General features: G+C 72.7%; 23 protein-coding genes and 1 pseudogene. 15 read left to right on the top strand and 9 right to left on the bottom strand.

Translation table 11 applies throughout. The features are described 5' to 3' along the window. Window positions 1–11 precede the first annotated feature (11 nt). Genes ACFVDM_RS13635 through ACFVDM_RS13620 form a run of 4 tightly spaced genes read right to left on the bottom strand, consistent with a single transcriptional unit; the run spans window position 12 to window position 7,507 of the window. On the bottom strand, window positions 12–1,958 hold the full coding sequence (locus ACFVDM_RS13635; RefSeq protein WP_383637655.1) for a TOMM precursor leader peptide-binding protein: 1,947 nt from the start codon (window positions 1,956–1,958) through the stop codon (window positions 12–14). After that, the gene (locus tag ACFVDM_RS13630; protein WP_383637652.1) at window positions 1,948–3,795 is read right to left on the bottom strand and encodes a hypothetical protein; all 1,848 of its coding nucleotides are present in this window, start codon (window positions 3,793–3,795) and stop codon (window positions 1,948–1,950) included. Before ACFVDM_RS13630 ends, ACFVDM_RS13635 begins: the two co-directional genes overlap by 11 nt. Then, window positions 3,792–6,359, bottom strand: a complete 2,568-nt coding sequence (locus ACFVDM_RS13625; protein ID WP_383637650.1) for a hypothetical protein — start codon at window positions 6,357–6,359, stop codon at window positions 3,792–3,794. The genes ACFVDM_RS13630 and ACFVDM_RS13625 overlap by 4 nt, the downstream gene beginning before the upstream one ends. Continuing rightward, window positions 6,356–7,507 (bottom strand): hypothetical protein, encoded by a 1,152-nt coding sequence (locus tag ACFVDM_RS13620; RefSeq protein ID WP_383637647.1) that lies wholly within the window; start codon window positions 7,505–7,507, stop codon window positions 6,356–6,358. Before ACFVDM_RS13620 ends, ACFVDM_RS13625 begins: the two co-directional genes overlap by 4 nt. Window positions 7,508–7,741: 234 nt before the next feature. On the opposite strand from ACFVDM_RS13620, the gene ACFVDM_RS13615 reads away from it, so the two are divergent. Further along, window positions 7,742–8,389, top strand: a complete 648-nt coding sequence (locus ACFVDM_RS13615) for a hypothetical protein (protein WP_383637644.1) — start codon at window positions 7,742–7,744, stop codon at window positions 8,387–8,389. A 39-nt stretch (window positions 8,390–8,428) separates the two neighbouring features. Here the strand turns inward: ACFVDM_RS13615 and ACFVDM_RS13610 are convergent, their stop codons facing one another. Continuing rightward, window positions 8,429–9,394, bottom strand: a complete 966-nt coding sequence (locus ACFVDM_RS13610) for a helix-turn-helix transcriptional regulator (protein WP_383637641.1) — start codon at window positions 9,392–9,394, stop codon at window positions 8,429–8,431. 92 nt (window positions 9,395–9,486) lie between these two features. Here ACFVDM_RS13610 and ACFVDM_RS13605 point away from each other — a divergent pair, with 92 nt between their 5' ends. The 4 genes and pseudogenes from ACFVDM_RS13605 (at window position 9,487) to ACFVDM_RS13590 (ending at window position 13,041) form a co-directional block, all read left to right on the top strand. After that, the gene (locus tag ACFVDM_RS13605) at window positions 9,487–9,852 is read left to right on the top strand and encodes a VOC family protein (RefSeq protein WP_383637638.1); all 366 of its coding nucleotides are present in this window, start codon (window positions 9,487–9,489) and stop codon (window positions 9,850–9,852) included. Between the two features lie 243 nt (window positions 9,853–10,095). Further along, on the top strand, window positions 10,096–11,145 hold the full coding sequence (locus tag ACFVDM_RS13600) for a peptidoglycan-binding protein (protein ID WP_383637635.1): 1,050 nt from the start codon (window positions 10,096–10,098) through the stop codon (window positions 11,143–11,145). Continuing rightward, window positions 11,142–11,852 (top strand): ABC transporter ATP-binding protein, encoded by a 711-nt coding sequence (locus tag ACFVDM_RS13595; protein ID WP_383637632.1) that lies wholly within the window; start codon window positions 11,142–11,144, stop codon window positions 11,850–11,852. Before ACFVDM_RS13600 ends, ACFVDM_RS13595 begins: the two co-directional genes overlap by 4 nt. Further along, window positions 11,849–13,041: pseudogene (locus ACFVDM_RS13590) on the top strand (ABC transporter permease). The gene ACFVDM_RS13595 and the pseudogene ACFVDM_RS13590 overlap by 4 nt, the downstream one beginning before the upstream one ends. Window positions 13,042–13,349: 308 nt before the next feature. Here ACFVDM_RS13590 and ACFVDM_RS13585 read toward each other — a convergent pair. Together ACFVDM_RS13585 and ACFVDM_RS13580 are read right to left on the bottom strand one after the other, a co-directional pair. Next, complete coding sequence (locus tag ACFVDM_RS13585) at window positions 13,350–14,594, bottom strand: sensor histidine kinase (protein WP_383637629.1); 1,245 nt, start codon at window positions 14,592–14,594, stop codon at window positions 13,350–13,352. Next, window positions 14,591–15,244, bottom strand: coding sequence for a response regulator transcription factor (locus ACFVDM_RS13580; protein WP_383637626.1), 654 nt, complete (start codon window positions 15,242–15,244; stop codon window positions 14,591–14,593). Before ACFVDM_RS13580 ends, ACFVDM_RS13585 begins: the two co-directional genes overlap by 4 nt. A gap of 86 nt (window positions 15,245–15,330) precedes the next feature. Between ACFVDM_RS13580 and ACFVDM_RS13575 the strand changes: the two genes are divergently transcribed. The 8 genes from ACFVDM_RS13575 (at window position 15,331) to ACFVDM_RS13540 (ending at window position 22,245) form a co-directional block, all read left to right on the top strand. Further along, on the top strand, window positions 15,331–15,795 hold the full coding sequence (locus ACFVDM_RS13575) for a hypothetical protein (RefSeq protein ID WP_383637623.1): 465 nt from the start codon (window positions 15,331–15,333) through the stop codon (window positions 15,793–15,795). A gap of 322 nt (window positions 15,796–16,117) precedes the next feature. Continuing rightward, entirely contained in the window at window positions 16,118–16,969 is an 852-nt protein-coding gene (locus ACFVDM_RS13570) for a HipA family kinase (protein WP_383637620.1), read from the top strand. Beyond that, window positions 16,966–17,349 carry a DUF3037 domain-containing protein gene (locus ACFVDM_RS13565; protein WP_383637617.1) on the top strand — a complete coding sequence of 128 codons (384 nt, stop codon included), beginning with the start codon at window positions 16,966–16,968 and terminating at the stop codon, window positions 17,347–17,349. The genes ACFVDM_RS13570 and ACFVDM_RS13565 overlap by 4 nt, the downstream gene beginning before the upstream one ends. A gap of 215 nt (window positions 17,350–17,564) precedes the next feature. Continuing rightward, a complete protein-coding gene (fabG, locus tag ACFVDM_RS13560) occupies window positions 17,565–18,326 on the top strand; it encodes a 3-oxoacyl-ACP reductase FabG (RefSeq protein WP_383637613.1) in 762 nt (253 codons plus the stop codon). A gap of 20 nt (window positions 18,327–18,346) precedes the next feature. Continuing rightward, on the top strand, window positions 18,347–19,102 hold the full coding sequence (locus ACFVDM_RS13555; RefSeq protein WP_383637609.1) for an SDR family oxidoreductase: 756 nt from the start codon (window positions 18,347–18,349) through the stop codon (window positions 19,100–19,102). Window positions 19,103–19,220: 118 nt separating this feature from the next. Beyond that, a complete protein-coding gene (locus tag ACFVDM_RS13550) occupies window positions 19,221–20,801 on the top strand; it encodes an ABC transporter substrate-binding protein (RefSeq protein ID WP_383637605.1) in 1,581 nt (526 codons plus the stop codon). Window positions 20,802–20,902: 101 nt separating this feature from the next. Continuing rightward, window positions 20,903–21,586: a uracil-DNA glycosylase gene (locus tag ACFVDM_RS13545; RefSeq protein ID WP_383637603.1), complete on the top strand. Its 684-nt coding sequence runs from the start codon at window positions 20,903–20,905 to the stop codon at window positions 21,584–21,586. A gap of 173 nt (window positions 21,587–21,759) precedes the next feature. Beyond that, window positions 21,760–22,245 carry a hypothetical protein gene (locus ACFVDM_RS13540; RefSeq protein ID WP_383637600.1) on the top strand — a complete coding sequence of 162 codons (486 nt, stop codon included), beginning with the start codon at window positions 21,760–21,762 and terminating at the stop codon, window positions 22,243–22,245. Between the two features lie 44 nt (window positions 22,246–22,289). Here ACFVDM_RS13540 and ACFVDM_RS13535 read toward each other — a convergent pair whose 3' ends face one another. Together ACFVDM_RS13535 and ACFVDM_RS13530 are read right to left on the bottom strand one after the other, a co-directional pair. Next, the gene (locus ACFVDM_RS13535; RefSeq protein ID WP_383637597.1) at window positions 22,290–22,733 is read right to left on the bottom strand and encodes a hypothetical protein; all 444 of its coding nucleotides are present in this window, start codon (window positions 22,731–22,733) and stop codon (window positions 22,290–22,292) included. Between the two features lie 103 nt (window positions 22,734–22,836). Beyond that, a complete protein-coding gene (locus tag ACFVDM_RS13530; RefSeq protein ID WP_383637594.1) occupies window positions 22,837–23,448 on the bottom strand; it encodes a TetR/AcrR family transcriptional regulator in 612 nt (203 codons plus the stop codon). Between the two features lie 83 nt (window positions 23,449–23,531). Here ACFVDM_RS13530 and ACFVDM_RS13525 point away from each other — a divergent pair, with 83 nt between their 5' ends. Further along, on the top strand, window positions 23,532–24,767 hold the full coding sequence (locus ACFVDM_RS13525) for an FAD-dependent monooxygenase (protein ID WP_383637591.1): 1,236 nt from the start codon (window positions 23,532–23,534) through the stop codon (window positions 24,765–24,767). A gap of 19 nt (window positions 24,768–24,786) precedes the next feature. After that, window positions 24,787–25,686 carry a Gfo/Idh/MocA family protein gene (locus ACFVDM_RS13520; protein WP_383637588.1) on the top strand — a complete coding sequence of 300 codons (900 nt, stop codon included), beginning with the start codon at window positions 24,787–24,789 and terminating at the stop codon, window positions 25,684–25,686. Window positions 25,687–25,688: the final 2 nt, after the last annotated feature.

Raw genomic sequence — 25,688 nt, 5'->3', positions numbered from 1 at the left:
TGCCTCCGGGGTCACGGGAACGGATGGGGGTCGTAGGGCGCCGTACGGTTGCCGGCCGGGCCGCGCGCGACCGCGGCCGTCAGCCGGGGCAGACCGGACAGCCTCTGCTGGGGCTGGCCGAAGCACATCGGCGTGATGCCGGGCACGACCGCCTTGGCCACCGCGAGCCCCAGATCCCGGTGCTCGACCGTGGACTGATCCACCGTCAGCACCCGTTCCAGACCGGCCGCCGCGAAGAGTCCCGCGGTGAAGTCGAGCGCCCTGCGGACATCGCCGCGCGCCGCTTCCCGCAGCCGGTGCGGCCAGGCGGGAAAGGCGTCCCGCAGCGCGACCCGGGGACCGCCGAGCACCGTCGTCACCCGCGGCAGGGCCTCCGGGAGCGAGTACAGCTTCAAATGGTCGTGCAACTGGTCCACCCGCCACGGATCGGCGAACATCGGCTCGATGTCCTCGCGCGTCCAGGTCACCGGATCGGTCACCAGCTGCGTCAGCTCCCACAGGGCCGTGCGCGCCACGGACACCGGGTCGCAGCCGGAGCCGGCGGCGGAGAAACTGGCGGGGAAGGGGTGTTCCCGGTTCACCGCGAGCGACCAGATCACCGGCAGGTCGATGTCGTCGGTCGCCACCAGCAGATGCACGTCGAATCCGCGTGCGTCGATGAGGTCGAGCAGCCGTCGCGACGCCGGATCGGTGACGGAGGACAGGGTGACCGACGGCAGCGGGGCCGCCCGGTGCCAGGCGTTGAGGAAGGCGTCCCGCTCGGCCAGTTCGAACAGCGAGTGCAGCACCGCCTCCTCCGGTGTCGAGCCCAGGGCGCAGCCGCTGGAGGAGTCGTGGAAGTGGAAGGTCCGCTCGCGGGAGTCGGTGCGGCGCACCGTGTCGAACGCCCGCCGGAACCGGTGGTCGTACTGGTAGAAGCCGATCTCCGCCGGGACCAGCGCCGACGGCCCGCCGTGCAGGTCCCGGGCCCACACCCAGTCCATCGGGGTGTCCGGCGTGTACCGCGTGACCCGGCAGCCCGGATGGGCCAGCTGCTGCTCCGTGTACTGCCCGAGCGTGTCCGGATCCACCGCCCGGTCGGCGACCTCCCGGTAGGCGACCGGACCGACGACAGCTGCCTCGTGGGGAAAGCCGCCGAGGCGCTCGTACGCCTCCAGGATGGCGACCGGCTCCGCGTCCGCGAAGCTCCCCGCGCGGGCGAACCCCATGGCCAGCGAGTCCGGCAGGGAGGCCAGGCTCATGGCGTACGGGGGCAGCGCCTCCCGCACGACCCGGTCGACCGGACCGAAGCGGGGGTCCACCGTCCGGGCCCGAAGCCGCCCCGGGGCCAGCAGCCCGGCACCCTCCGCGCCCCGCGTCGGACCGCCCGCGCCGGCGGGTATCCGGCGAGGCGGCAGCGGGTCCGGGGGAGCCTGGCCGAGCCCGTCGGGGCCGGTCGCGCAGACCCGGCAGCGGGCGCTGCGCCGTACCAGATGGCGCCGCGAGGAGGGGCCGCCGAGTGCGTACAACTCGCCTGCCTCCAGCGGCCGTTCGCCGAGATTCCGCAGGGCGGGCGCCAGCATCTCCAGGAGGAAGGGGCGGCGCATCGCGGGGCGGGAGACCGGTGTCAGAGGTTCGGCCGCCAGCGGATGGCCGGCGACCACCCGGGAGCGCAGCTCCGCGCAGCCGGCGCAGCCGCCTTCCGCGCCCGGGACCCAGTAGGGGCCGATCAGCACCTCTCCGCCGAACAGCCGGACCGACAGATGAGGCAGGCCGGCGACGGACGCGGCGTCCGTCCGCGCCCGCTCCCACTCCGCGTTCCAGCCGCGGTTGAGGGAGAGCGAGCCGGGCAGGGCGGCGGCCACCGGGAGCAGCGCCCGCGCCCATTCCCCGGCGGCGGGCCCGACGAGGTCGGGACCGGTCAGCACCTCCGTACCGGCGTTCGCGCGGTCGGGGGCCGTCGTCGTCTCAGCGGGCATGGACGGGCTCCTCGGCGTGCGCCGGGACATCGGGACCGGACGGGTGGTGAGGGGACCGGGCGGGGTGCAGGGAGACCGGTCCGTGGAAGACCGGCAGGGCGCCGAGCACCGGATCGGACCGCAGCGGCGTCCCCGACGGCTCCCCGGCAGCGGCCCCGATCTCCGCGCGCAGCCGGGCCAGTTCCTCCGGTCCCGCCGTCCGCAAAGCCCCGGTGTGCACGCCCGCGACGGCGGCGCCGGGCCGCAGCCGGTCCGCGACACGGAGCGCGAGCGCCGTCCCGAGGCAGCCGTGGACGGCCTCGTCCGCGCTCGGGCCCCAGCCCTGCCCGTACACCTCGCCGGTCTGCGCGTGCACGGCCCGCGCCAGCGTCCAGCCGATCCCGGGAACCTCCCGAAGACGGACCGCCACCGGGATGCCGTGCTCCTCGGCCAGGGCGCGGCGCACCACCTCGGTGGCCGGCGACAGCCGTGCGGGCAGCGGCCGTTCACTGGGCACGGTGCGTTCCGTGAGCAGCCGCAGGGCCCCGTCCAGCAACCACAGCTCCTCGGTGGTCCCGGCGCCGACGACGGCGTCCGCGCCGTCCGGACCGGCCTGCCGGCGCAGTGCGTCGAGGGCGACCGCGACGGTGGCACCCTGCTGGTTCCCGGCCCAGGCGACGACGCCGGTCCCCGCGCGGCCGGGCAGCCGGGCCTCGCGCAGGGCCACCGGCAGCTGCGGCAGATCCCCGCCCTCGGCGAGTTCGAACAGTCCGGTCCAGGACGCCGCCAGCGGGGCCACGACCTCCTGGAGCGCCGGGTCGGCCGCCACGGCGCTTCCGCTTCCGTTTGCCGATGCCGATGCCGATGCCGATGCCGATGCCGATGCCGACGCCGACGCCGGGGCCGACGCCGATGCCGACGCCGGGGCCGGTCCGGAAGCGGTGCCGCCCGCCGCCGTACGCAGCCCGTCGGCGGACAGGTCCTCGCCGTGCACGACATGTGCGGCGCCCGGAGTCCCGACCCCCGCCAGCGTCTCGAAGACCAGCTGTCCGGCCAGCGCCCCCGCCAGCGCGTCCGCGCCCGGCCGGGGCGCGGAACCGGTCCCCAGGACCGCCGCCCAGTCCTCGGCGCGGGCCGCGAGGGCGTCCGCGGTGTCCGCGCCGGACGCGTCGGTCACCACGGGCCCGGCCAGGGCGGTGGAGCCGAGCCGCACGGGGATCAGCGGGACGCCGTCGGGGAGTCCGAGGAGCCGGCACGCGGCCTCGGCGGTGCCGGCGCCCTCGGCACACCAGACGACCGCGTCCACCCCGTGCGCGGCGGCCGGCCCGGCCACGCCGTCGGTGAGCAGGGTGGCTCCCAGCCGCCCGGCGGTCGCGACCGCGTCCCCCGGATCGGTGGGGGCGAGCACCAGATGCCCCACCCCCGCCCGGCCCAGCCCGCGCGCGGCGGGCAGCACCGCGGAACAGGGGCCGTACAGCAGGACCCGGGCGGCGCGCAGCGCGGCGAACGCCGCGTACGGGTCGTCGCCGAACGCCTCCAGATGCGCGAGCGCCTCGCCGAAGCGCTCCCGGCTCTCCGCGTCCGGCGCGGGCACGGTGAACCGCCCCGGGTCCAGCAGCAGATCACGGGCGCGCAGTTCGTCGGTGAGCCTGCGCACGGCGGGGCGGGCCCGCTCCGAGCCGAGGGCCGCCACCATCGCGTCCTCCGTGGTGCCCGTCTCCAGCAGCGGGACGCAGACGTCCGCGACGGTGAGCAGCACCGGGGGTCCCAGGATGACGAACTGGGTGTGCGGCCCGCTGAAGTAGACGCCTCCCGAGACCGGTGCATAGTGCAGATACGGCCGTGCCCTCATCGTCATGCGGTCGTTCCTCCGTAGGTGAAGGGGGCGCCGGCGGGCCGGGCGATCTCGACCACCCATTCCGTCGCGTGCCGGGAGTCCGCCACGGCGGGCAGGGCCTCTTCGAGATAGCCGGGGCTCCGCCGGTCCATGAGCCGGGGCAGCACCCGTACGCCCACGGCGCTCTCCAGATCGGTGTACTGCGGTTTCTGCCGCTGCCTGTGCTCCTCGGCGCCGAAGCCGGCCGCGGCGGCGGCCTCCAGCGCCTCGGTGCCGTAGGTGGCCTCCAGCGGTGTCTTGAGGACCACTTCGGCGGGCACGCCGTGCCGGGCGCGCCAGCGGGCCAGCGCCCGGATGCGGTCGGTCTCCTCCGGACCGGCCGACACGGCCTCGGCGAACTCGGCCCCGCCGTACCAGCGCCGCCGGGCCAGCACCGCCCTGCCCACCAGGATCCGGGGACAGCCGCGGGTGGCGGTGTCCGCTCCGCCCGCCGTCGCCCGCCAGTCGCCGACGAAGTCCTCCATCAGCCGGCCGCCGCTGACCAGCCACGCCGCGATCCGCGCCGGGACCGGCAGGAACTCGGGGTGCCCGCTGCCCAGCGACAGCACCCGCAGATCGCGGCCCTCCGCGTCGCGTACGCACAGCGCGTCGGTCGCCGGGTCGTGGGCGAGCCGCAGCGACGCCCAGCCCTCCGCGTCGATGCCGTCGGGCAGCACCCGGACGTGCGCGTTGACGTTCAGCCGGTGCAGCCCGAGGTCCTCCGCGACCCGCCGGCCGTCCGCCCCGTAGATCCGCCGCAGCCGTTCCGCCAGATACGGCAGCGCCCGTCCGCCCAACTCCTCGTCGGCGCCGAGGAACCGGCCGTAGAGCATGCCGTGCCCGGCGTACGCGTCATTGAGGACCAGCCGGTCCCGCCAGGGCTGCACGAGCACCCCGTACGCCAGCGGGTCCTGCCGGAAACGGTCCGGCAGCGCGGCGACCAGCTCGCGGGCCTCCCGCGCGGACAGTACCGCCTCCGACGCGTCGGGCCCGGCGGAGCCGAGGAGGTCGCGCATCCGGGCCAGGACGTCCCGCCGCAGCGCGTGCAGCCGGCCCAGCGAACCGTCGGCCGGGCCGCCGTCCTGCGGGATGTCGCCGTCCAGGGCGCCGCCCCGCCGGTACACCTCGGCGGCGATCCGCTCGGCGTGCGCCACGAGCGGCACCTCGGCCCCCGCCCCGTACCACTCCACGAAGATCGCGGAGAGCACCGCACGGATGTCGTGCAGCCGGTCGAAGACGGAGAGCAGTTCCACCGCCGCCGCCATGTCGTCCAGGGCGGCGGTCCAGGGCGCGGTGTCCACCGTCGGGGACGGTACGACGTAGTCCTCCTCGACGAGCACCTGTGCGTGCCGGCCGGCGCGGTGGGCGAGATCGGCGAGCGTCGAGCGGAGCCGGGCGAGCACATCCGCCCGCTCGCCGGCCGGGGCCGCCCCGACCTCCGGGAGCAGCCGGTTGACCTCGGCCAGCAGAGGGGCGCCGGGCAGACCGGGGCGGTCCAGCATCGTGCGGAAGGGCAGCGCGCCGTCCTCCGGGCCGTCGCTGAGGCAGAGGATGCCCGCGCCCACGGCCCTGCGGACGGCGGTCAGCGCGTCCCCGGCCGGACAGCCCAGCGCCGCGGCCACCTCGGCGGCGACGGAGGACACCTGCCGGGCGCCCAGCGCCACGGCGTCGACCAGCGGCCGCACGGCCCCGGCGACCGGGACGGACAGCCTGCGGATCGTGTCACCGTCGGACCGCAGGAACATCAACTCCCCGCGCCCCGGCCCGAACTCCGAGGTCGGCGGCAGCTGCACCCAGTCCCCGGGGCCCAACGGCCGGTCCTGGGCCGCCTCGTGACGCAGCCCGCCGAGCACGTAGTGCAGCATGATCCGGTCGAGCCCCACGACCGGGACCGCGCCGATCGGCGTCACCTCGCCGAGCGCGACGCCCCCGGGTCCGGGCAGGGCCAGTCCCACCGCGGTGAACCGGGACAGCGGACTCGTACGGATCATCGCCCGGGTCACGTACTGGACGAGTCCGCGCTCCGACTTGCGCAGCCGGGCGGAGAGCTTCCCCCCGCCGTCCAGGGCGGCCCGGTAGCGGTCGGCGCCCGCGGCCACCTCCGGCGCGACCAGGGCCAGCGCACGCCTGAGGTCGTCGTCCGCGAGGAGCCACGCCAGCCGCTTCCGCTCCCGGTCCGCGGCCTGCGGATACTCCGACTCCAGCGCCGCCCGCAGACCGCCCCGCGCGAGCCTGGCCGCCCGCCAGCGCGCCGTCGCCGGCACCGGATCGTCCTCCGTGCGCGGCACGCGGTCGTTGTGGATGTCCCGGCGCAGCGCGATCAGCGCCCCGCGCACCCCGGCGTCGGCGGTGGCACCGATCAGCCGGTGCAACTGCGCCGAACACTCCGCCGCGGCGGCCTCGACCTCGTTCTCCGCCGCACACACCTCGTCCAGCAGCGCGGCCAGCACGGGGTCCGCCAGGCGCACCCGAGGCAGCGGGTTGACCCGCAGCATCCACAGCGGCTCACCGGCCGGGCCGTCCTCGCCCGTACACCGGGGCCTCATGCGACGGTCTCCGCGCCACGGCCGGCCGCCGCCCGGGACAGGCGGTCGCTCCAGGACTCGCCCAGCACCTCGTCCACCGTCTCCGCGATGGCGTAGCACAGGTAGTAACGGTGCAGCGGGGCCACGTCCAGCAGCAGGAGCTGCTGGTAGAACAGATTGATCAGCAGCCGGTACGAGGCGAACCACTCGGTGGTCCCGGCCATCGCCCCGGACGCGTTCACGGCCGTGTGGAAGTCGCTGCCCCGGTGACCGCTGACGTCCTCCCGACCGGGCGGCCCCATGGTCGTCCTGTCGAAGCCGCCCTCCCGCTCCTCCAGCGTCCGCAGCGTGAGCGCCCCCTGCGCGACGGCCGAGTCGAACACCCCCATGCCGTACTGGAACGCCTGGCGCCACCGCGCCGCCGCCGGACCGCCGGTGTCCTCGAGCGCCTGCCGCACCAGCGACCGCATCAGCGGCGCGTCCCCCGCGAGCCGCTGCGCGAAGACCGGCCGTACGTCCTTGCGGGGCGCCGCCCAGGCGAGGAACGCCTCCGCGTGGCTCCGCAGCGAGAACACCCCGAACGCGAGGCCGGAGTGGTGGGCCGAGGCCAGCGCGGTCATCGCCTCGGCCACCCGCACGGAGAGCGTCCCCGCCCCCGACGCGGCCTCGGCGACCGCCGCCGTCAGCGGCCGGTTGATCCGGGTCAGCACCAGATCGCACAGGGCGTTCATCGGCTCCGGCCAGGTGGCCGTCCGGGCCGCGTCCAGCCACTCGATCCGTCCGTGCGGATGCATCGGCAGATAGGGCGGTTCCACCCGCTCCAGCCGGCCGAACTCCCGTGCGCGGGCGAGGTATTCCTCCTCGCTCTGCAGCTCGTCCGGCGCCGGCGATCCCGCGTCCAGCTTCCGTGCCAGCTCGTCCCAGGGAAGCACCGCGCCCCCCTCGCCCCCGGCCGGGCGGGCCACCAGGTCCACATGCGGCCCGTGCAGCCACCCCCGCCGCAGATACAGCACCGGCGCGTTCAGCTCCTCGTCGAGCATCCTGACCGCCGGCAGCACGGCGCTCGTCAGCCACTCGGGACGGATGCCCCCTCGGGTGTAGAGCCGGACTCCGGTCGTACCTCCTGGGGCACGGGCCGGAAGGGCAGCGGGGTGGGTGTCCAGGTTCAAACCGTGTCACCTGCCGTGATCGGGTCGGTCGGGCGAGCCGCCGCCGATCCTGCGTCGCCGCCCGAGGGGCCGACAACGGCCAGGAGACCCCGGCTGACATGCGTCATGCCTTTCATGACATTGATCACGGACAGCCCACGAGGACTCGACGCGCCCGCCCCCGTCCTGCACCGCGGGCACCGACAGCCCCGCCCGACGGGCCGGACCGCACCACGCCCCGTCTACCATGCGCTGATGCAGCCCTACGCGCCGCCGCGGATACCCGCGAACCACCTCCGCCCCGCCCGTTTCTGGTACGCCGTCGCCGCCGTCATCGCCGTCGCCCTGACCGCCGTGGGCGCCGTCATCGGCGCGTCCTGGCTCACCGGCACCATGAACGCGGTCGACACCGACCACGCCTTCACCAACGGCCGCACCGTCTCCCTCCGCCTCGACCCCGACCACGACAAGTCGATCTGGATCAAGGACGGTTCCCCGGGGGGCGAGCAGAAATGCAGCATCAGCGGCCCCGGCGACCCCAGCCTGGGCAAACCCGGAATCGACGCCTTCGTGACCAGCGACGCGACCTGGAATCCCCTCTTCGCCATCACGGTGCGGCAGACCGGCACCTACGAAGTCACCTGCTCCTCCGACGGCTACTCGCACTACGCCATCGGCGCATCCGGAGCCATCACCGCCTCCACCGGCGAACTGGCCCTGGCTCTCACGCTGCCCGTCCTCGGCATCTCCATCGGCGCCGCCGTCGTCATCATCGTCGCCGTCCGCCGCTCCACCGCCCGCAAGCGGCTGCTCGCGGAGCACCACGGCTCCGGCGGAAGGACACCGGTCCCGTACGCCACGGCCCCGGCCCCGGCCGGCGACGAGCGCCCGAACACGGTCTGAACGGGACGACGGCGGAACGCGCGGCCCCGGTGTTCCGGGTCAGGGCGTTGGCGGCTGTGCGTAGTGGCGGGCGAGGTCGGTGGCGAGGTCGCGGAGATGAGACCGGGCTTCGGCGGGGCCGTGCACCGTGACGGCGCTCCCGAACGGCATGAGCGTCCGCACATCCTCCAGGCGCCGGAAGCGGATCCTGACCCGGTGGCCCGTGACGGAATCCTCGCGGTCGTCCCGCACGAGCCGTTGGCCCAGGATCCGTCGCGCCCGCTCGAACTGGGTCCGGTCGATGGTGGCGCTGACCTCGATGGTGTGCTGGTGTTCCCACCGCTCGACGAGCGCCGCGGCGACGGTGGCCAGGGTCTGGTTCTCGCGGACCCGCCGTGGCCGGCCGACCTCCTTCCATGTGGTGATCCGTTCGAGCCGGTACATCCGTGGCACCCGGGCGCAGTCGGCGACGAGGTACCAGACGCCGGCCTTGGCGAGCAGTCCGTAGGGATCGACGACCAGCTCGCGGGAGCACGACTCACGTGTGCCGGTGTACTCGATCCGCAGGCGGCGCCCTCGCCGCACCGGGCCGATCAGCGATGCCGGAGTCGTGCCCGCGATTCCCGCCCGGAGCCAGGGACCGCTGTCCACGTGCACGACCTCGGTGAGCGGCAGCAACTCGTCCACTCGACGCGGCCGCGCGGCGGCGACCTTGGACAGCGCGCGCCGGCTTTCGAGCGAGCCGCCGAGCTCCGCACGTTGTCGCTCGTCCAGCCCGGTGAGCGAGAGATGATCACGCTCGCCGGGCGTGAGCCGCGTCAGGTCGAGTCCGGACCCCGGCAGCATCGTCACGCCCCCGAGGCTGCCCCGCTGCGCGATCACCGGCAGACCGGCGTCGCGGAGCCAGTTCAGGTCGCGGGTGACGGTTCGGAGGGACACCCCGAGCGCCGAGGCGAGTTCCCGTGTGGTCACGGCATTCCTCGACGCCAGGAGCAGCATCAGGGAGAAGAAGCGGTCCGGGGTCACGCGCCGAGCCTTTCAGGAATGGAGACACGATACGGCGCATATCCCGGTCAGGCTGGCGGATGCGTACCCACCACCTGCGAGAAGGAAGAACCATGACCACATCCGTCGTGTCCATCGTCTATGTGAACGATGCCCCCGCCGCAGCACGCTTCTACGGCGACCTTCTCGGCATGAGCCCCTCGTTCGAGACTCCGGGATACATCACCTTCGACCTCGGGCCGGGTGCCGATCTCGCTGTGTGGTCCGGAAAGTTCGAGGACCTGTCACCGGACGTCCCCCGCACCAGCGAGGTGTGCCTGGCCACGGACCGCGGGCCCGACGAGGTCCACGCCGTCTTCGAGCAGTGGAAGGCCAAGGGCGTCACGATCCTGTGTGAGCCCCACGACGCGGGGTTCGGACCGACCTTCCTCGCGGCCGATCCCGACGGGAACCGAATCCGCGTCGCACTGCGGGGCTGACAGCCGCCCACGCGGCCGGCGCGCACGACGGGGATCGCGCCGGCCGAGACCGGAATAACGCACGGGTTAACGCGTGCGGTCACCAGCCCGAAACCGGCCCCGGACCAGTCTGATCTCCGTCAACCCGTCCCCCATGAGGACCGTCTGGAGGCTGAGGTGCTGGAATCTTCCGTAGGGCCCCCCGCGAACGAGGCGAATCCCCCGACACAGAGCAGCAAACGCGGTGGGAAGCGGCGCACGCTGTTGGCCGGAACCGCAGTCCTGGCGATCGGCGGCGCGGGCGTCGGAGCGTACATGCTGCGCGACGGCGAAGCAGCGGTGGAGGAAACCGGTACGCCCTTGCCGACCGCGGCCGTAACCCGCGGCGATCTGGCCGGCACCACCGAGGCGGACGGCACGCTCGGGAATGCCGGGAGCTACACGGTGCTGGCAGGCGGTGGTGGCCGGGTCACCTGGCTGCCGAAGCCCGGCGTCGAGATCCGGCGTGGTCAGCAGGCGTACGGCGTGAACGGTCACCGCGTCCCCCTGTTCTACGGTTCGATGCCGTTCTGGCGGGACCTGGAGCCGGGCGTGTCGGACGGTTACGACGTGCTGGAGCTGGAGAAGAACCTGGTGGCGCTCGGCTACGGCGACGGCCTCGCTGTGGACAAGACGTTTACCCGGGCGACCGCGCAAGCCGTCCGGGATCTCCAGCAGGCTGAGGGGATGGCCCGGACCGGGGTCCTGTCCCCTGACGACGTGGTGATCCAGCCGGGCCCGATCCAGGTGAAGACGCTCCGGGCTGCGCTCGGCGGCGGCGCGGGCGGCACGGTGTACGAGGCCACCGGCACGCAGAAGCTGGTCACGGTGAACCTGCCGGTCAGTCAGCAGAGCATCGCCAGGAAGAACGCGCCTGTGCGGATCGCCCTGCCCGGCGGGAAGACCGTGCCCGGGTACGTCAGTTCCGTCTCCACGGTGGCCACCTCGTCCGCCGAGTCCGGTGCCCGGACGGGCGCGGGAACCGAGAATGCCGTGTTCCGGGTCACCGTCACGCTCCACACGTCCGCGGACGTGGGCACCCTGACCGGCGCCCCCGTCACCGTCGGGTTCACCGGCAGCGAACTGAAGAACGTGCTGACCGTGCCGGTCGACGCGCTGCTGGCGTCGGCCGACGGCGACTACTCGGTGAACGTCGTCGACGCCGTCGGGAAGGTCCGCTCCGTGCCGGTGCGGCTGGGCGCGTTCGACGGCGACAAGGTGCAGGTGACCGGCGCCCTGACCGCCGGCACGAGGGTGCAGGTGCCGAAATCATGACCGACGTGCTTACCGCGGACGGACGAAAGCCCCCGGTTCTTGAGGTGCGGGACGCCACCAAGGAGCACCCCGGCCGAGTGCGCGCGCTGCGCCGCACGTCACTCACCGTTCACGCCGGCGAACTCGTGGCGATTGTCGGGCCGTCCGGGTCGGGCAAGTCGACCCTGCTGAACCTCATGGGCACCCTGGACACCCCCACCACGGGCCGAGTCCTCATCAGGGGCCACGACGTCGCCCGGCTGCCGGACCAACGGCTGGCCGCGGTACGGGCTCGCTGGATCGGCTTCGTGTTCCAGCAGTTCTTCCTCACCGCCCACCTGACCGCGCTCGACAACGTCGCCCTCGGGGCGCTGTACCACGGCACTTCGACCCGCGAGCGCCGACAACTGGCCCGCGCCGCACTGGAACGCGTCGGCCTCGGTGCCCGGGAGGACCACCTGCCGCACCAACTGTCCGGAGGCGAGCGGCAGCGGGTCGCGATCGCCCGCGCGGTCGTCGGGAGACCGCCGCTGCTGCTCGCCGACGAACCGACCGGCAACCTCGACTCCGGCGCCGGCGCCGGAGTGCTGGAACTGCTCACCGAACTCAACCGCGACGGCACCGCCATCGTGGTCATCACGCACGACCTGGACGTCGCGGCGGCGCTGCCGCGGCGACTGGAGATCAGGGACGGTCAGATCCGCGTGGACACGGGGGTACCGGCATGATCGAGCTACCGGAACCGGTGCGGCTGCGCGCCAGGGACTTCGCCGTCGTCGGCCTGGACGGGCTGCGGGGGCGGCCGTTGCGCGCGGTGCTGTCCGCGCTCGGCATCGCCATCGGCGTCGCGGCCATGGTCGGCCTGGTGGGGCTCAGCACTGTCAGCAAGGCCGGGCTGATGAAGGAGATCGACCGACTCGGCACGAACCTGCTGACCGTCTCACCCGGGACCTCACTGCTCGGGCAGACCTCCACGTTGCCCGGGGGCGCCGAGGGAAGGGTCTCCCGCATCCCGGGCGTGACCGGCGTGTCCTCGGTCGGCCTGGTCCGGGACGTCACCGTCCGCCGCAACGACCGGATCAACTCGGCCGTGACCAACGGCATCGCGGTCCAGGCCGCCCGGACCGACCTGCTCGGTGCCCTCAGCGGCAGTGTGCGCTCCGGCACGTTTCTCAACGAGGCCAACGGCCGCTACCCCGCAGTGGTCCTTGGCTCGGTCGCCGCCGATCGCCTCGGGATCGACCGCGCCGGGCGACACGTCTATCTCGCCGGTCGCTGGGTCCAGGTCGTCGGCATCCTCGACACGGTCGAACTCGCGCCCGAGATCGACCGTTCCGCGATGATCGGCTGGACGTACGCCGAGAGCATCGGCTTCAACGGCTACGCCACCACGCTCTACGAACGCTCCACCGATGCGACCGTCCAGTCCGTGTACGACGTACTCGGCTTCACGGTCAACCCGGAGCACCCGAAGAGGTGCGGATCAGCCGCCCCTCGGACGCCCTCACCACGCAGGCGGCCGCGAACCGCGTGTTCGATGCCCTCTTCCTGGGGCTCGGCGCGGTCGCGATGCTGGCCGGCGGAGTCGGCATCGCCAACATCATGGTGATCTCGGTCCTGGAGCGGCGTCAGGAGATCGGGCTGCGGCGGTCGCTGGGCGCGACCCGAGGCCAGATAAGGATCCAGTTCCTCACCGAGTCGGTGACCCTGTCGGCCCTCGGCGGCGCGGCCGGAGTGGCCATCGGGCTCGCCGTCTGCCTCGGCTACGCCGCAGACCGGGGCTGGCCGTTCGCGCTCCCCGGCGGTGCCATCGTCGTTGCCACGCTGGCCACGCTTGCCATCGGTGCCCTGGCCGGCCTCTACCCGGCGCGCCGCGCATCCCGCCTTACCCCGACCGAGGCCCTGGCCTCGACTTGACCGAAGGGTAGCGGGGAAGCCCCGGGCGAACTGGACCGGGGCGCACGCGATACCGCTGGGTGTCCCACACCGTGCATGCGCGGTGTGGGACCTTCCGGCCTGCTCTTGACGGCGGGCAGCCGCAGGCGGGCGCCGGGCCGGTGCAATCCGTTGCCTGCCTGCCTGCCTGCCTGCCTGCCTGACACATCGAACCGGGCGAAATCAGAACCGTGCTCGGGTTTCGGCGGTCGCCCGCACGTCGCGGGCGACATGCACCGCCTCGCCGATGTCGGCCCGGTCACGGAAAACTTCAGCGCACGAGTGGACCGTCAGTGAGCAGTACGAGTCGTTGCCTGCTTGATGGCGGCCAACGCCGGCAGGTTCACCGTGATCGTCAGACCGCCGCCATGATTCGCGACGGCCCGGACCGTGCCGCCGTGTGCATTGACGATCGCGGCGGCGATGGAGAGGCCGAGACCCCCGCCCTCGTCCGATCCGGTGCGGTCGCGGTGCAGCCTCCGGAACGGCTCGAACAGCTCGTCGACGTGATCCGGCGGAACGCGCGGGCCGGTGTTGGAGACCGTGACACCGCGGTCGGGCGACACTTCGACACCGACCCGGCCCCCGGGGTGGTTGTGACGGATCGCGTTCTGCACGAGGTTGGCGACCAGCCGGGCGATCATGACCTCGTCGCCGAGGACGATGACGGGCCGGTTCACGACGTCGATGGTGATGTCGCGGGCATCGGCGAACACCCGGTGCTCGTGGACGACCTGCTCGGCCACTGCGGCAAGGTCCACCGGCACCTGTGTGTCGAGACCCTGTTCGCCCTGCGCGAGGGTGAGCAGTCCCTCGATGAGACGCTCCGAGCGCTCGGTGGTGCGGATCAGCTCGGTCCTGATCAGGGCCACCCGTTCGGGCGTGGAATCGGCGAGGCCGATCTCCAGGGCCGCTCGCTGAATGGCCAGGGGCGTACGCAGTTCATGGGAGACGTTGGCAGCGAAGCGGCGCTGGCCGGCGACGGCGTGTTCGAGCCGATCGAGCATGGCGTCGAAGGTGTCGGCCAGGTCCTTGAGCTCGTCCCTCGGCCCTGTCAGGGCGATGCGCTCGTGCAGGGTCGAGAGCGAAAGCCGGCGCGCCGTGGCGGTGACGCGGTGCAGGGGCCGCAGCAGCCGCCCGGTCAGCCACCAGCACACGGCGAACGCCAGCACCGCGACGACCGCGATGGCCAACAGGATGACGAGCCGCTGGGTGTCCACGAGGGTCTGGTGGAAGCCCTCCCGTCCGTTCGCCACTGCCTTCGTGCCCGACTGGGCGGTGGGCGTGGCGGGGAGGGGCGCGGTGGGACAGCGCGTGCCCTGGAGTTCCGGCGGACAGGGGCCGGTGCCTGCCCCCGGATCCGAGGGGTGGCCTCGTACCGACTTGTCGACGATGTACTGCTGAAGGCGAAGTGCGGCGATCAGGACGAACGCGGTGATCGCGGTCGAGACCCCGCCGTACAGCAGCGTGATCCTGGCCCGTACCGAGCCCCGCAGCTTCAGGGCTGTGCGCCGCGCGGTGCGGCCGTGCTTCACAGGCGGTACCCGCTGCCCGGGACAGTGACGATCACCGGCGGCTCGCCGAGCTTGGCCCGTAGCTTGCTCATGGTCACCTTGACGACGGTGGTGAACGGATCGGTGTTGGCGTCCCAGGCCTTCTCCAGGAGTTCCTCGGCGCTGACAACCGTTCCCCGCGCCCGCATCAGCACCTCCAGTACGGCGTACTCCTTGAGCGACAGAGGCAGGTAGCGACCCTCGCGGTGGGCCTGGCGCAGTCCTGTGTCCAGGGTGATCCCGGTGCGTTCCAGCACTGGCGGCAGCGGCGGTACGGCTCGTCGGCCCAGCGCCCGGACCCGCGCGACGAGTTCCTCGTACGAGAACGGCTTGGGGAGATAGTCGTCGGCGCCCAGCCCCAGCCCGGCGACTCGTTCGTGCACGGTGCCGGAGGCCGTCAGCATCAGGATACGGACACCCGCCCCGCGCCGGGTCAGCTCGCGACATACGTCGTCGCCGTGGACCCCAGGGAGGTCCCGGTCCAGAACGAGCACGTCGTAGTCGTTCACGTCGAGGAGTTCGAGCGCGCTGCCTCCGTCGTAGGCGACGTCGACCGCCATCGCTTGCTTGCGCAGTCCCTCTGCCACCATATCCGCGAGGAACCGCTCGTCTTCGGTCACCAGAATCCGCATCATCCCATTGCCACAGACCAGCGGTAGGGCGACGGTTAACACGGGCGGTGACCATCCGGAAACCCGACGCGTTCCACCCTGTGCCCATGAAGACACACTCACTCGCCGCGCTGTCCGCGGTCGTGGTCCTCGGTCTGGCCGGGTGCGGCACCTCCTCGCAGGACTCCGGCACCATGTCCGCGAGCGAGCGTGACAAGTTCCTGAAGTACTCCACGTGCATGGAGAAGCAGGGCGTCGACGTGCCCGGCCCGGACAACTCCTCCGACAAGGCGGCCGCCGGTGCGGGCAGCGGCAAGGACCCCAAGGTCGAGGTTGCCAACGCGATCTGCCGGAAGTACGCGCCCAACAAGGGCGAGGACAAGGCGTCACCGGAGGAGGACGCCGCGGTAAAAACTGCGGAATGCCTGCGCAGGCAAGGAATCGTGGCCACCGACCCTCAGCCGGGAACCGCCGACATCGGCATCGACAGCGGCCCGGAGAACACCAACGAAGAGATCGTCGCTGCTTACAGGAAATGCGGTGCCAAGCAAGTATCTGCGAAACGTGGATGAACCGGCCAGTGACCTCGCCATCGGGCATCAGCTGATCAGCGCGTCGCAGTCGGGCCCCATCGGCGTGGCTGGACGTGGAAGCCTCTGGTGGTGGGGTCGCGCTGCCCGGCGATCACCCTCGGTTACTATGCTCACTTCATGCCGGAAGCCGGTAGCAAGGGGCGCGGCACCATCGACGGTCTGCTCGGGGAGCGGCGAGACCGGCTCGCCGGCCGAAACTCCCCCAAGTCTCCCCGGCGCCGTCGACCCGTGATTCCTGCCGTCCGACTCCGGAGATGTGGTCCGTGGATTGTAAGGCTGAAGAGATGGGTGGCCTGGAACAGTGCTGGAAGAGGTCGTAGCGACCCGCTACGTCACGCCTCTGCGTGAGGGCGGCTCGCTGCCCGGGATCGTCGAGGCCGACAATTTCGGGACGTACGTCATGAAATTCACCGGAGCGGGCCAGGGCCGTAAGACGCTGGTCGCGGAGGTGATCTGCGGGCAGCTCGGGCGGCGGCTGGGGCTGCGGGTGCCGGAGCTGGTGCGGATCGAGCTGGATCCGGTGATCGGGCTGGCGGAGCCGGACCAGGAGGTGCAGGAGCTGCTGAGGGCCAGTGGCGGGCTCAACCTGGGGATGGACTTCCTGCCGGGCTCGCTGGGCTTCGACCCGCTCGCGTATCAGGTGGATCCGCGGGAGGCGGGGCGGGTCGTCTGGTTCGACGCGCTGATCAACAACGTGGACCGGTCCTGGCGCAATCCGAACATGCTGGTCTGGCACGGGGACCTGTGGCTCATCGACCACGGGGCCACCATGATCTGGCACCACAACTGGCCCGGGGCGAAGGCGTCCGCCGCCAAGCCGTACAACGCGTCCGATCACGCCCTGGCCCCGTTCGGGCCGGACATCGCGTCGGCCGCCGCCGAGCTCGCGCCGCTGGTCACGCGGGACCTGCTCGCCGAGGCCGCCGCGGACGTGCCCGAGGCGTGGCTGGCCGACGAGCCCGGATTCGACTCGACCGACGCGCTCCGGGAGGCGTACGTGGACGCGCTGCTGGCGCGGGCGGGCACGATTCACGAGCGGATCATCATGGACGCGCCCACCGCCGACGGGCCGTCCCGGGCCCCGGGCTGGATCTCCGAACGGCTCGCCCCCCGGCACGACGACAGGACCAGCGAAGAGGGCGCCCGGCCGTGACTGAACGCGATGTCTTCGAGTACGCCCTGCTCCGGGTGGTGCCGCGCGTCGAGCGCGGGGAGTTCTTCAACGCCGGTGTGGTGGTCTACTGCCGGGCCAAGGGCTTCGTCGCCGCCCGCACCGCCCTGGACGAGGGCAAGCTGCGGGCCCTGGATCCCGGCGCCGACGTGACCGGGGTGCGGGCCGCGCTGCACGCCGTCGAGGGTGTCTGCCGGGGCGGTGCGGACGCGGGCCAGGCGGCCGGTGACGAACCGGGCCGGCGCTTCCGCTGGCTGATCGCGCCGCGCTCCACCGTGATCCAGCCCGGCCCGGTGCACAGCGGCCTCACCGCCGACCCCGCGGCCGAGGTCGAACGCCTCCTCGATCTGCTGGTGCGCTGAATCCGCCCCGACGGCGCCGCCCCCGTACGACGAGGGGGCGGCGCCGTCGGTGTGTGACATGCGCCGCTGCCTCCGTGTGCCGTTGACACCGGGTGCCAGGGCTTCTAGCGTCTCGTCTGCTGAAGGTACTAAGCGGTTGCTCAGTTATCGGGCGCGTTCTCCCGGGAACGTTCCGACGTCCGCTGAGCCGCGATCCAAGGGCGAGGAGAAGCAGCATGTCCACCACCGAGCAGCGCGTAGCCATCGTGACGGGAGCCGCACGGGGCATCGGTGCCGCCACCGCGGTACGCCTGGCGGCCGAGGGCCGCGCCGTCGCCGTCCTCGACCTCGACGAGGCGGCCTGCAAGGACACCGTCGAGAAGATCACCGCAGCCGGGGGCCGCGCCCTCGCGGTCGGCTGCGACGTGTCGGACAGCGCCCAGGTGGAAGCCGCCGTCGCGCGCGTCGCCGAGGAGCTGGGCGCCCCGACGATCCTCGTCAACAACGCGGGCGTGCTCCGCGACAACCTGCTCTTCAAGATGAGCGAGTCCGACTGGGACATCGTGATGAACGTGCACCTCAAGGGCGCGTTCCTGATGGCGAAGGCCGTGCAGAAGCACATGGTCGACGCCAAGTTCGGCCGTATCGTCTCGCTGTCCTCCTCCTCGGCCCTCGGCAACCGCGGCCAGGCCAACTACTCCGCCGTCAAGGCGGGTCTCCAGGGCTTCACCAAGACCCTCGCCAAGGAGCTCGGCAAGTTCGGCATCACGGCCAACGCCGTGGCGCCCGGGTTCATCGTCACCGAGATGACCGCCCAGACGGCGGCCCGCGTCGGGATGGGCTTCGAGGAGTTCCAGGCGGCCGCCGCCACCCAGATCCCCGTGCAGCGCGTCGGCGTCCCCGACGACATCGCCAACGCGATCGCCTTCTTCACCGGCGACGCCGCCGGTTTCGTCTCCGGCCAGGTCATGTACGTCGCCGGCGGACCGCTCAACTGACCCGAAGGGCAACGGACATCATGACTGTGCAGGACAGCGGCAAGGTCGCGCTGATCACCGGGGCGAGCCGGGGCATCGGCTACGGCATCGCGGAGGCGCTCGTCGCCCGCGGCGACCGGGTGTGCCTCACCGGGCGCAACGAGGACGCGCTGAAGGAGGCCGTCGAGGCACTGGGCTCGGACCGGGCCATCGGTGTGGCCGGCAAGGCGCACGACGAGGCGCACCAGGCGGCGGCCGTCGCGCGCACGATGGAGGCGTTCGGCCGGGTCGACTTCCTGGTCAACAACGCCGGGACGAACCCGGTCTTCGGCCCCATCGCCGAACTCGACCTCAACGTCGCCCGCAAGGTCTTCGAGACGAACGTGGTCTCGGCGCTCGGCTTCGCCCAGCAGACCTGGAAGGCCTGGCAGAAGGAGAACGGCGGGGCGATCGTCAACATCGCCTCCGTCGCGGGCGTCTCCGCCTCGCCGTTCATCGGCGCGTACGGCATGAGCAAGGCGGCCATGGTCAACCTGACCCTCCAGCTGGCGCACGAGTTCGCGCCGGTCGTCCGGGTCAACTCGATCGCCCCGGCCGTCGTGAAGACCAGGTTCGCGCAGGCGCTGTACGAGGGCCGCGAGGCGGAGGCGGCCGCCGCCTACCCGCTCGGCCGGCTCGGTGTCCCGGAGGACATCGGCGGGGCCGCCGCCTTCCTCACGTCGAGCCAGTCCGCCTGGATCACCGGCCAGACGCTCGTGGTCGACGGCGGCATTTTCCTCAATGCCGGGGTCGGCTGATATCGGCCTGGGCCGGTTTGGCCCCGATTGACTCAAGTGCCCCGCCGGGCCTGCGGATTGACCTGGCGGGGCGCTGCGGTATGGTCTGCCGACCCATGGCTGATCGAGGAGCGTGCACGTGTTCTACCGGGCCAGTCTGCAGGCCGCTGCAGCCCTTGCTTCCCTGTCGTTGCTGGCCGGTTGCGGCCTGCTCCCGGGCGGGAGCTCGGACGTGGAACAGAAACTGGCCGTCGGGACGACCAGTGAGCCGTCCACACTCGATCCCGCGGCGGCCTGGGACGGTTCCTGGGAGCTGATGCGCAATGTGTTCCAGACCCTGGTGAGCTTCCCGACCGGGGCCACCAGCCCCGAGCCCGACGCGGCCGACAACTGCAGGTTCACGGACCACACGAGCACGGCCTACCGCTGCGAGCTGCGCAAGGGTCTGAAGTTCTCCAACGGCGACAAACTGGACGCCGAGGCCGTGAAGTACTCCATCGACCGGATCCGGTCGATCGCGGTCAAGGGCGGCCCGGTCGGCATGCTCGGCTCGCTGGACCAGGTGGAGACCAAGGGCGACGACGTCGTCGTCTTCCACCTCACCAAGCCCGACGCCACCTTCCCGTTCATCCTCGCCACCCCGGCCATGTCGCTGGTCGCGCCCAGCGCGTACGGGAAGCACAAGATCCGCAACGACGGCAAGGTCACCGGGTCCGGTCCGTACCTGCTGGAGTCGTACCAGCAGGGCGACCGCTCGGTCCTGAAGAGGAACCCCGACTACAAGGGCTTCGCCGACCGCAAGAACGACCAGGTGACCATCCGGTACTACAAGGAGTCGGGTGATGTGATCTCGGCGCTCCGGAAGAACGAGATCGACGCGATCTACCGGGGTCTGCGCGCCGAGGACGTGGTGAGCCTGGAGGACAACAAGGACGCCAACAAGGACCTCCAGATCGTCGAGACGGTCGGCGCCGACATCCGCTTCCTGGTCTTCAACCCGCAGGACAAGGCGGCCGGCAACCCGGCCGTGCGCCGCGCGATAGCCCAGCTGGTGGACCGGGACGCGCTGGTCGCCAAGGTCTACCAGGGCACCGCCGAGCCGCTCTACTCCATGGTCCCCAAGGGCATCGCCACCCACACGACCAGCTTCTTCGACACCTTCGGCGACCCGAGCCGGGACAAGGCCGAGCAGATCCTCCGCAAGGCCGGCATCACCGAGCCCGTCGCCATGACCTTCTGGTACACGACCGACCGCTACGGTTCCTCGACCGCTCCCGAGTTCGCCGAGCTCAAGCGGCAGCTGGAGTCCTCGGGTCTGTTCCGGATCACCCTGAAGAGCAAGCCCTGGAAGACCTTCCAGGAGGGCTTCACCAAGGGGGAGTTCCCGGTCTTCGGGCGCGGCTGGTTCCCCGACTTCCCGGACCCGGACAACTTCATCGCCCCGTTCGTGGGCAAGGACAGCGTCACGGGCACGCCGTACGTGAAGACCGAGATCACCAACGAGCTGCTGCCCCAGTCCCGTAAGGAGAGCGACCGCGGAGCGGTCAGCAAGCAGTTCGAGCGGGCCCAGAAGATCCTCGTGGACGACGTCCGGCTGCTGCCGCTGTGGCAGGGCAAGCTGTACGTGGCCGCGGGCGAGGACATCGGCGGCGGCGAGCGCGCCCTGGACCCGCAGACCGTCATGCAGATGTGGGAGCTGTACCGCAAGGCCAGCTGGTAGCCGCCCCGGGCGCCCGTGCCCCGGGGGCACGGGCGCCCGTTGTCAGTGGTCCCCGGTAGGTTCTGGAGTCAAGAACCGATTGTTCACCGGAGGTTGTTGACGTGACCGACACCTACCCGCTGCCCGAGTCCTGGCGCGGTGTCCTCGGCGAGGAGCTGGAGAAGCCCTACTTCAGGGATCTCATCGAATTCGTCGAGAAGGAGCGGGCCGACGGGCCGGTGTATCCGCCCCGCGAGCAGGTGTTCGCCGCCCTGGAGGCGACCCCCTACGACCGGGTGAAGGTCCTCGTCCTCGGCCAGGACCCCTATCACGGCGAGGGCCAGGGGCACGGCCTGTGCTTCTCCGTGCGGCCGGGCGTCAAGACGCCGCCCTCCCTGCGGAACATCTACAAGGAGATGAAGGAGGAGCTGGGGCTGCCGGTCCCGGACAACGGCTATCTGATGCCGTGGGCCGAGCAGGGCGTGCTCCTGCTCAACGCCGTGCTGACCGTCCGCGCGGGTGAGGCCAATTCCCACAAGGGCAAGGGCTGGGAGAAGGTCACCGACGCCGTCATCCGCGCCGTCGCCGCCCGCCCCGACCCGGCGGTCTTCGTCCTCTGGGGCAATTACGCGCAGAAGAAGCTCCCCCTCATCGACGAGGAGCGCCACGTCGTGGTGAAGGGCGCCCACCCCTCGCCGCTGTCGGCGAAGAAGTTCTTCGGCTCCCGTCCCTTCACGCAGATCAACGAGGCGGTCGCCGCGCAGGGCCACCCGCCGATCGACTGGCGGATCCCCGACCTGGGCTGAGCCCGGCCCGAGTGCGCGGGCCCGGACCGGCGGCTAGCGTCGAACCGGCGGTGACGGGCGGAGGATGGCCCCCGGGGGCGGACCCCCCCCGGGGGCCGGCACCTCCTTCGATGCGGTCCGGAGCGGTCGGGCTCCGGGCCGGGCGGGCGTGCACAGGAGCGAGGGAGAGCGCAGTGACGGAGCGGCAGGAGACGTCGCAGGACGTCGTCATGACCAGGATCGGTCAGGCGGTCATGCTGCTCCACGGCGGTGACCGGGAGGAGGCCCGCAACCGCTTCGGCGCGCTCTGGGACGAGATCGGCGAGGACGGCGCGCCGCTGCAGCGGTGCACCCTCGCGCATTTCATGGCCGATACGCAGGACGAGCCGGGGGACGAGCTGGCCTGGGACCTGCGGGCGCTGACCGCGGCGGAGTCCCTTTCCGCACCCGGCGCACCGGCGCACCGGGACGCGCCGGCGGCACGCGCCCTGTGCCCCTCGCTCCACGTCAACCTGGCCGCGGACTACATGAAGCTCCAGCACCCGGCCGCCGCCCGGCTCCATCTGGACCGGGCCCGCGCGGCCTCGGCCGTCCTGGCCGACGACCGCACGGACGACGGATACGGGGGTGGCGTCCGGGCCGCCATCGGCCGTCTGGAGCAGCGGCTGAGAGAATTCTGACCCGCGACGCCCCCCGGGCGCGGCGCCCGGCATCGGTCCAGGTCCTAATGGCCGTAGGTGTCGTCGCAGATCCGTGACTGCGGGCTGCCGGCGGGCCAGTGGCCGTACCCCCGGCCGAGGGCGCACACATCGCCTGCGGTGACCGGCCGGGGGAGCGCCGGGGCGGGAACGGGGGGTGCCACTCGCCGGGGCAGCGGGCGGACCGGCCGGGTGCGGTGCTGCCGGGGCAGGCGCGGTGGATCGTGCCGCACCTCCGTGGGCGCCGCCCGGCGCGGGGCGGCTCGGGAGGCGGAGGGTTTCGGGTCGGTGACCGACTCCAGGGCGTCGCGGACCGGCGGCCGGACGATCTGCGGTGCCAGGTCCTGCGCCGGGCGGCCGGTCTCCGAGGGCACGGGCGGGCTCGGCCGGGGCTCCACGGACACACAGCCGGAGAGCGCCGTGACGGCCACCCCGACGAGGATTTTCACGGTGATTCGGGTTCGTTGCACCTGATCCACTCTGGGGGGCGGACAGGGCGCCGGGTGGGCCGGAGCGCCCCGATTGGCCCGCACGAGTGACCCGGCCGCCACGGGGAGCCGACGGGCGGGGCGGTCAGCCGTCGCCGAGCATGCCGCGCAGCAGCTCACGGAAGCCGGTGCGCAGCTCCGCCTCGCCCGGGACCTCCCGGTGGAAGGACCCGGCCGCGCACGAGAACATCAGCCCCTCGCACCAGGCCACCAAGGACAGGGCGTGCCGTTCCGGCTCCGGGGACCCGACGGCCGTCATCAGCGCCACCAGCGGCTCGCGGAACTGCCGGCCCGTCTCGTCGAAGAACGCCCGCAGTCCGGGGCGGCGCGTGGCCTCCAGGGCCAGTTCGTAGCGGCAGACGAGCAGTTCGGGGTGGCGGGTCAGATACCGGTGCAGCGCCAGGGCCAGCGCGTCGATCAGCGCGTCGGGCGCGGGTTCCTGCGGGGCCGGTCCGGCGGGCAGCGGCAGTTCGGCCGGGGCCAGCACCCGCGCCTCGCGTTCGGCCAGGCGCCGCACGGTCGCCTCCAGCAGCGACTGCCGGGTGCGGGCGTAGTTGGACGTCGACCCCTGGGGGAGTCCCGCGCGCTCGTCCACCGCCCGGTGGGTCAGCCCGCGCATGCCGCGCTCGGCGAGGAGCGCGAGGGCGGCGTCGGTGATCAGGTCGGCACGGGCGGAGCCGGTGGTGCGTGGGGCCATGGGGTCAACCTACCGGCGTCACTACAGCTGTAGTAACGTGACGGTGTCACTACAGGTGTAGTTGCGGGGGGTGGGGAGAAGCCATGGACACGCCGCACGCGGTGGTCGTCGGTGCCGGGATCGGGGGCCTCACGGCGGCGGTGGCGCTCCACCGCACCGGATGGCGGGTCACCGTCCTGGAACGCGCGGCCTCGACGGCGCCCGTCGGCGCGGGCATCGGACTCGCCCCCAACGGCCAGCGGGCCCTCGACGTCATCGGGCTCGGCGACCCCGTCCGCGCACTCGCCGCCTGGCAGGGCGAGGGCGGCATGCGCAGGCCGGACGGGCGCTGGCTGTCCCGTACGGACAGCGCGGCGGCGGCCGAGCGGTTCGGCGGCCCGCTCGTGCTCCTCCACCGGGCCACCCTCGTCGACCGCATCGCCGCCGAACTCCCCGGCGCCGCCCTGCGCACCGGCTGCCCCGCCCGTCTTCTCGATCCGGGCACCCCCGGAGGGCGGCGGGCCGTCGTCGGCACCCCGGACGGAACCGTCGAGGCTGACCTCGTCGTCGGAGCCGACGGCATCCACTCGGGCGTGCGCCGGGCGCTCTTCCCGGACCACCCCGGACCCTCGTACGCGGGCATCACCACCTGGCGCCTCGTCGTTCCGGCCCCGCCCGAGCCCTTCGCCCCGCACGAGACCTGGGGACGCGGCGCCCTGTGGGGCACCCAGCCACTGAAGGACGGGCGCGTCTACGCGTACGCGGCGGCCGTCGCCCCGCCGGGGGAGCGGGCCGAGGACGAACGGGCCGAGCTGCTGCGCCGCTTCGGCGACTGGCACACCCCCGTCCCGGACATCGTCGCCGCCGCCCGGACCGAGGACGTCCTGCGCAACGACGTCCACCACATGACCGACCCGCTGCCCGCCCACCACCGGGGCCGCACGGTCCTCCTCGGAGACTCCGCGCACGCCATGGCCCCCACCCTCGGCCAGGGCGGCAACCAGGCGATCGAGGACGCCGTCGTGCTCGCCCACCATCTGGCACCGGGGAACGACACGGGCGCGGGGCTCGCCGCGTACACCGCCGACCGGCTGCCCCGCACCGCGTCCGTGGTCCGCAGGGCCGCCCGGGTGACCCGGCTGGTCGCCCTGACCTCCGCCCCCGCCGTCGCCGTCCGGGACCGTCTGATGTCCGCGGTCTCCCGGCTCGGACCGGGCCTGGTGCTGCGGACCTTCGACGGCATCGCCGACTGGCGGCCGCCCGGTCCCGCGTATGCTGCCCGGACGAACGACGCGCCGACGGGCCACTCCCCGGAGGAGACCCGCGACACGCGGCGCTGAACAGCGAGAGGAACACCCTGTGAAGGTCGGCTGCATCGGGCTCGGGGACATCGCGCAGAAGGCGTACCTGCCGGTCCTCACCACCCTGCCGGGGACCGAGCTGCACCTCCAGACCCGCACCCCCGCCACGCTGGCCGCGGTCGCCGCCGCCCACCGCATCCCGCCCGCCCAGTGCCATACCGACCTCGACGCGCTCCTCGCCCAGGGGCTGGACGCGGCGTTCGTGCACGCCCCGACCGCCGTCCACCCCGAGATCACCGCCCGGCTGCTCGACGCGGGCGTTCCCACGTACGTCGACAAGCCGCTCGCGTACGAACTCGCGGACTCCGAACGGCTGGTGGAGCTCGCGGAGGCACGCGGTGTCTCGCTGGCCGTCGGCTTCAACCGCCGGGTGGCGCCCGGCTACGCCCAGTGCGCGGAGCACCCCCGCGAACTGATCCTCATGCAGAAGAACCGGGTCGGGCTGCCCGAGGTACCGAGGACGATGGTCCTCGACGACTTCATCCACGTCGTCGACACCCTGCGCTTCCTGGCGCCCGGCCCCGTCGAGCACACCGTCGTCCGGGCCCGGATCCGCGACGGCCTGATGCACCACGTGGTGCTCCAGTTGTCCGGGGACGGCTTCACGGCAATCGGCGCGATGAACCGGCTCAGCGGCTCCACCGAGGAGCGGCTTGAGGTGTCCGGCCAGGACTCCAAGCGCGAGGTGCTGAACCTCGCCGAGGTCATCGACCACAAGGGTCAGCCCAGCCTGCGGCGGCGCGGTGACTGGGTGCCGGTGGCCCGGCAGCGCGGCATCGAGCAGAGCGTCCTGTCGTTCCTGGACGCCGTCCGGGCCGGCACGCTGCTCAGCGCCCGGGACGCCCTCGCCACGCACGAGCTGTGCGAGCGCGTCCTGCGCGACCTCGACTGCGCCTGACG

Source organism: Streptomyces sp. NPDC057682, assembly GCF_042799575.1.
Classification (GTDB): domain Bacteria; phylum Actinomycetota; class Actinomycetes; order Streptomycetales; family Streptomycetaceae; genus Streptomyces.
This window is presented reverse-complemented; position numbering and strand designations above follow the sequence as displayed.

Excerpts from the sequence above, each read along its gene's own strand:
- ACFVDM_RS13625 (WP_383637650.1), bottom strand. The coding sequence starts at position 6,359 with ATGAGGCCCCGGTGTACGGGCGAGGACGGCCCGGCCGGTGAGCCGCTG.
- ACFVDM_RS13555 (WP_383637609.1), top strand. The coding sequence starts at position 18,347 with ATGACTGTGCAGGACAGCGGCAAGGTCGCGCTGATCACCGGGGCGAGC.
- fabG (WP_383637613.1), top strand. The coding sequence starts at position 17,565 with ATGTCCACCACCGAGCAGCGCGTAGCCATCGTGACGGGAGCCGCACGG.
- ACFVDM_RS13605 (WP_383637638.1), top strand. The coding sequence starts at position 9,487 with ATGACCACATCCGTCGTGTCCATCGTCTATGTGAACGATGCCCCCGCC.
- ACFVDM_RS13595 (WP_383637632.1), top strand. The coding sequence starts at position 11,142 with ATGACCGACGTGCTTACCGCGGACGGACGAAAGCCCCCGGTTCTTGAG.
- ACFVDM_RS13630 (WP_383637652.1), bottom strand. The coding sequence starts at position 3,795 with ATGACGATGAGGGCACGGCCGTATCTGCACTATGCACCGGTCTCGGGA.
- ACFVDM_RS13635 (WP_383637655.1), bottom strand. The coding sequence starts at position 1,958 with ATGCCCGCTGAGACGACGACGGCCCCCGACCGCGCGAACGCCGGTACG.
- ACFVDM_RS13525 (WP_383637591.1), top strand. The coding sequence starts at position 23,532 with ATGGACACGCCGCACGCGGTGGTCGTCGGTGCCGGGATCGGGGGCCTC.
- ACFVDM_RS13615 (WP_383637644.1), top strand. The coding sequence starts at position 7,742 with ATGCAGCCCTACGCGCCGCCGCGGATACCCGCGAACCACCTCCGCCCC.
- ACFVDM_RS13580 (WP_383637626.1), bottom strand. The coding sequence starts at position 15,244 with ATGCGGATTCTGGTGACCGAAGACGAGCGGTTCCTCGCGGATATGGTG.
- ACFVDM_RS13575 (WP_383637623.1), top strand. The coding sequence starts at position 15,331 with ATGAAGACACACTCACTCGCCGCGCTGTCCGCGGTCGTGGTCCTCGGT.
- ACFVDM_RS13530 (WP_383637594.1), bottom strand. The coding sequence starts at position 23,448 with ATGGCCCCACGCACCACCGGCTCCGCCCGTGCCGACCTGATCACCGAC.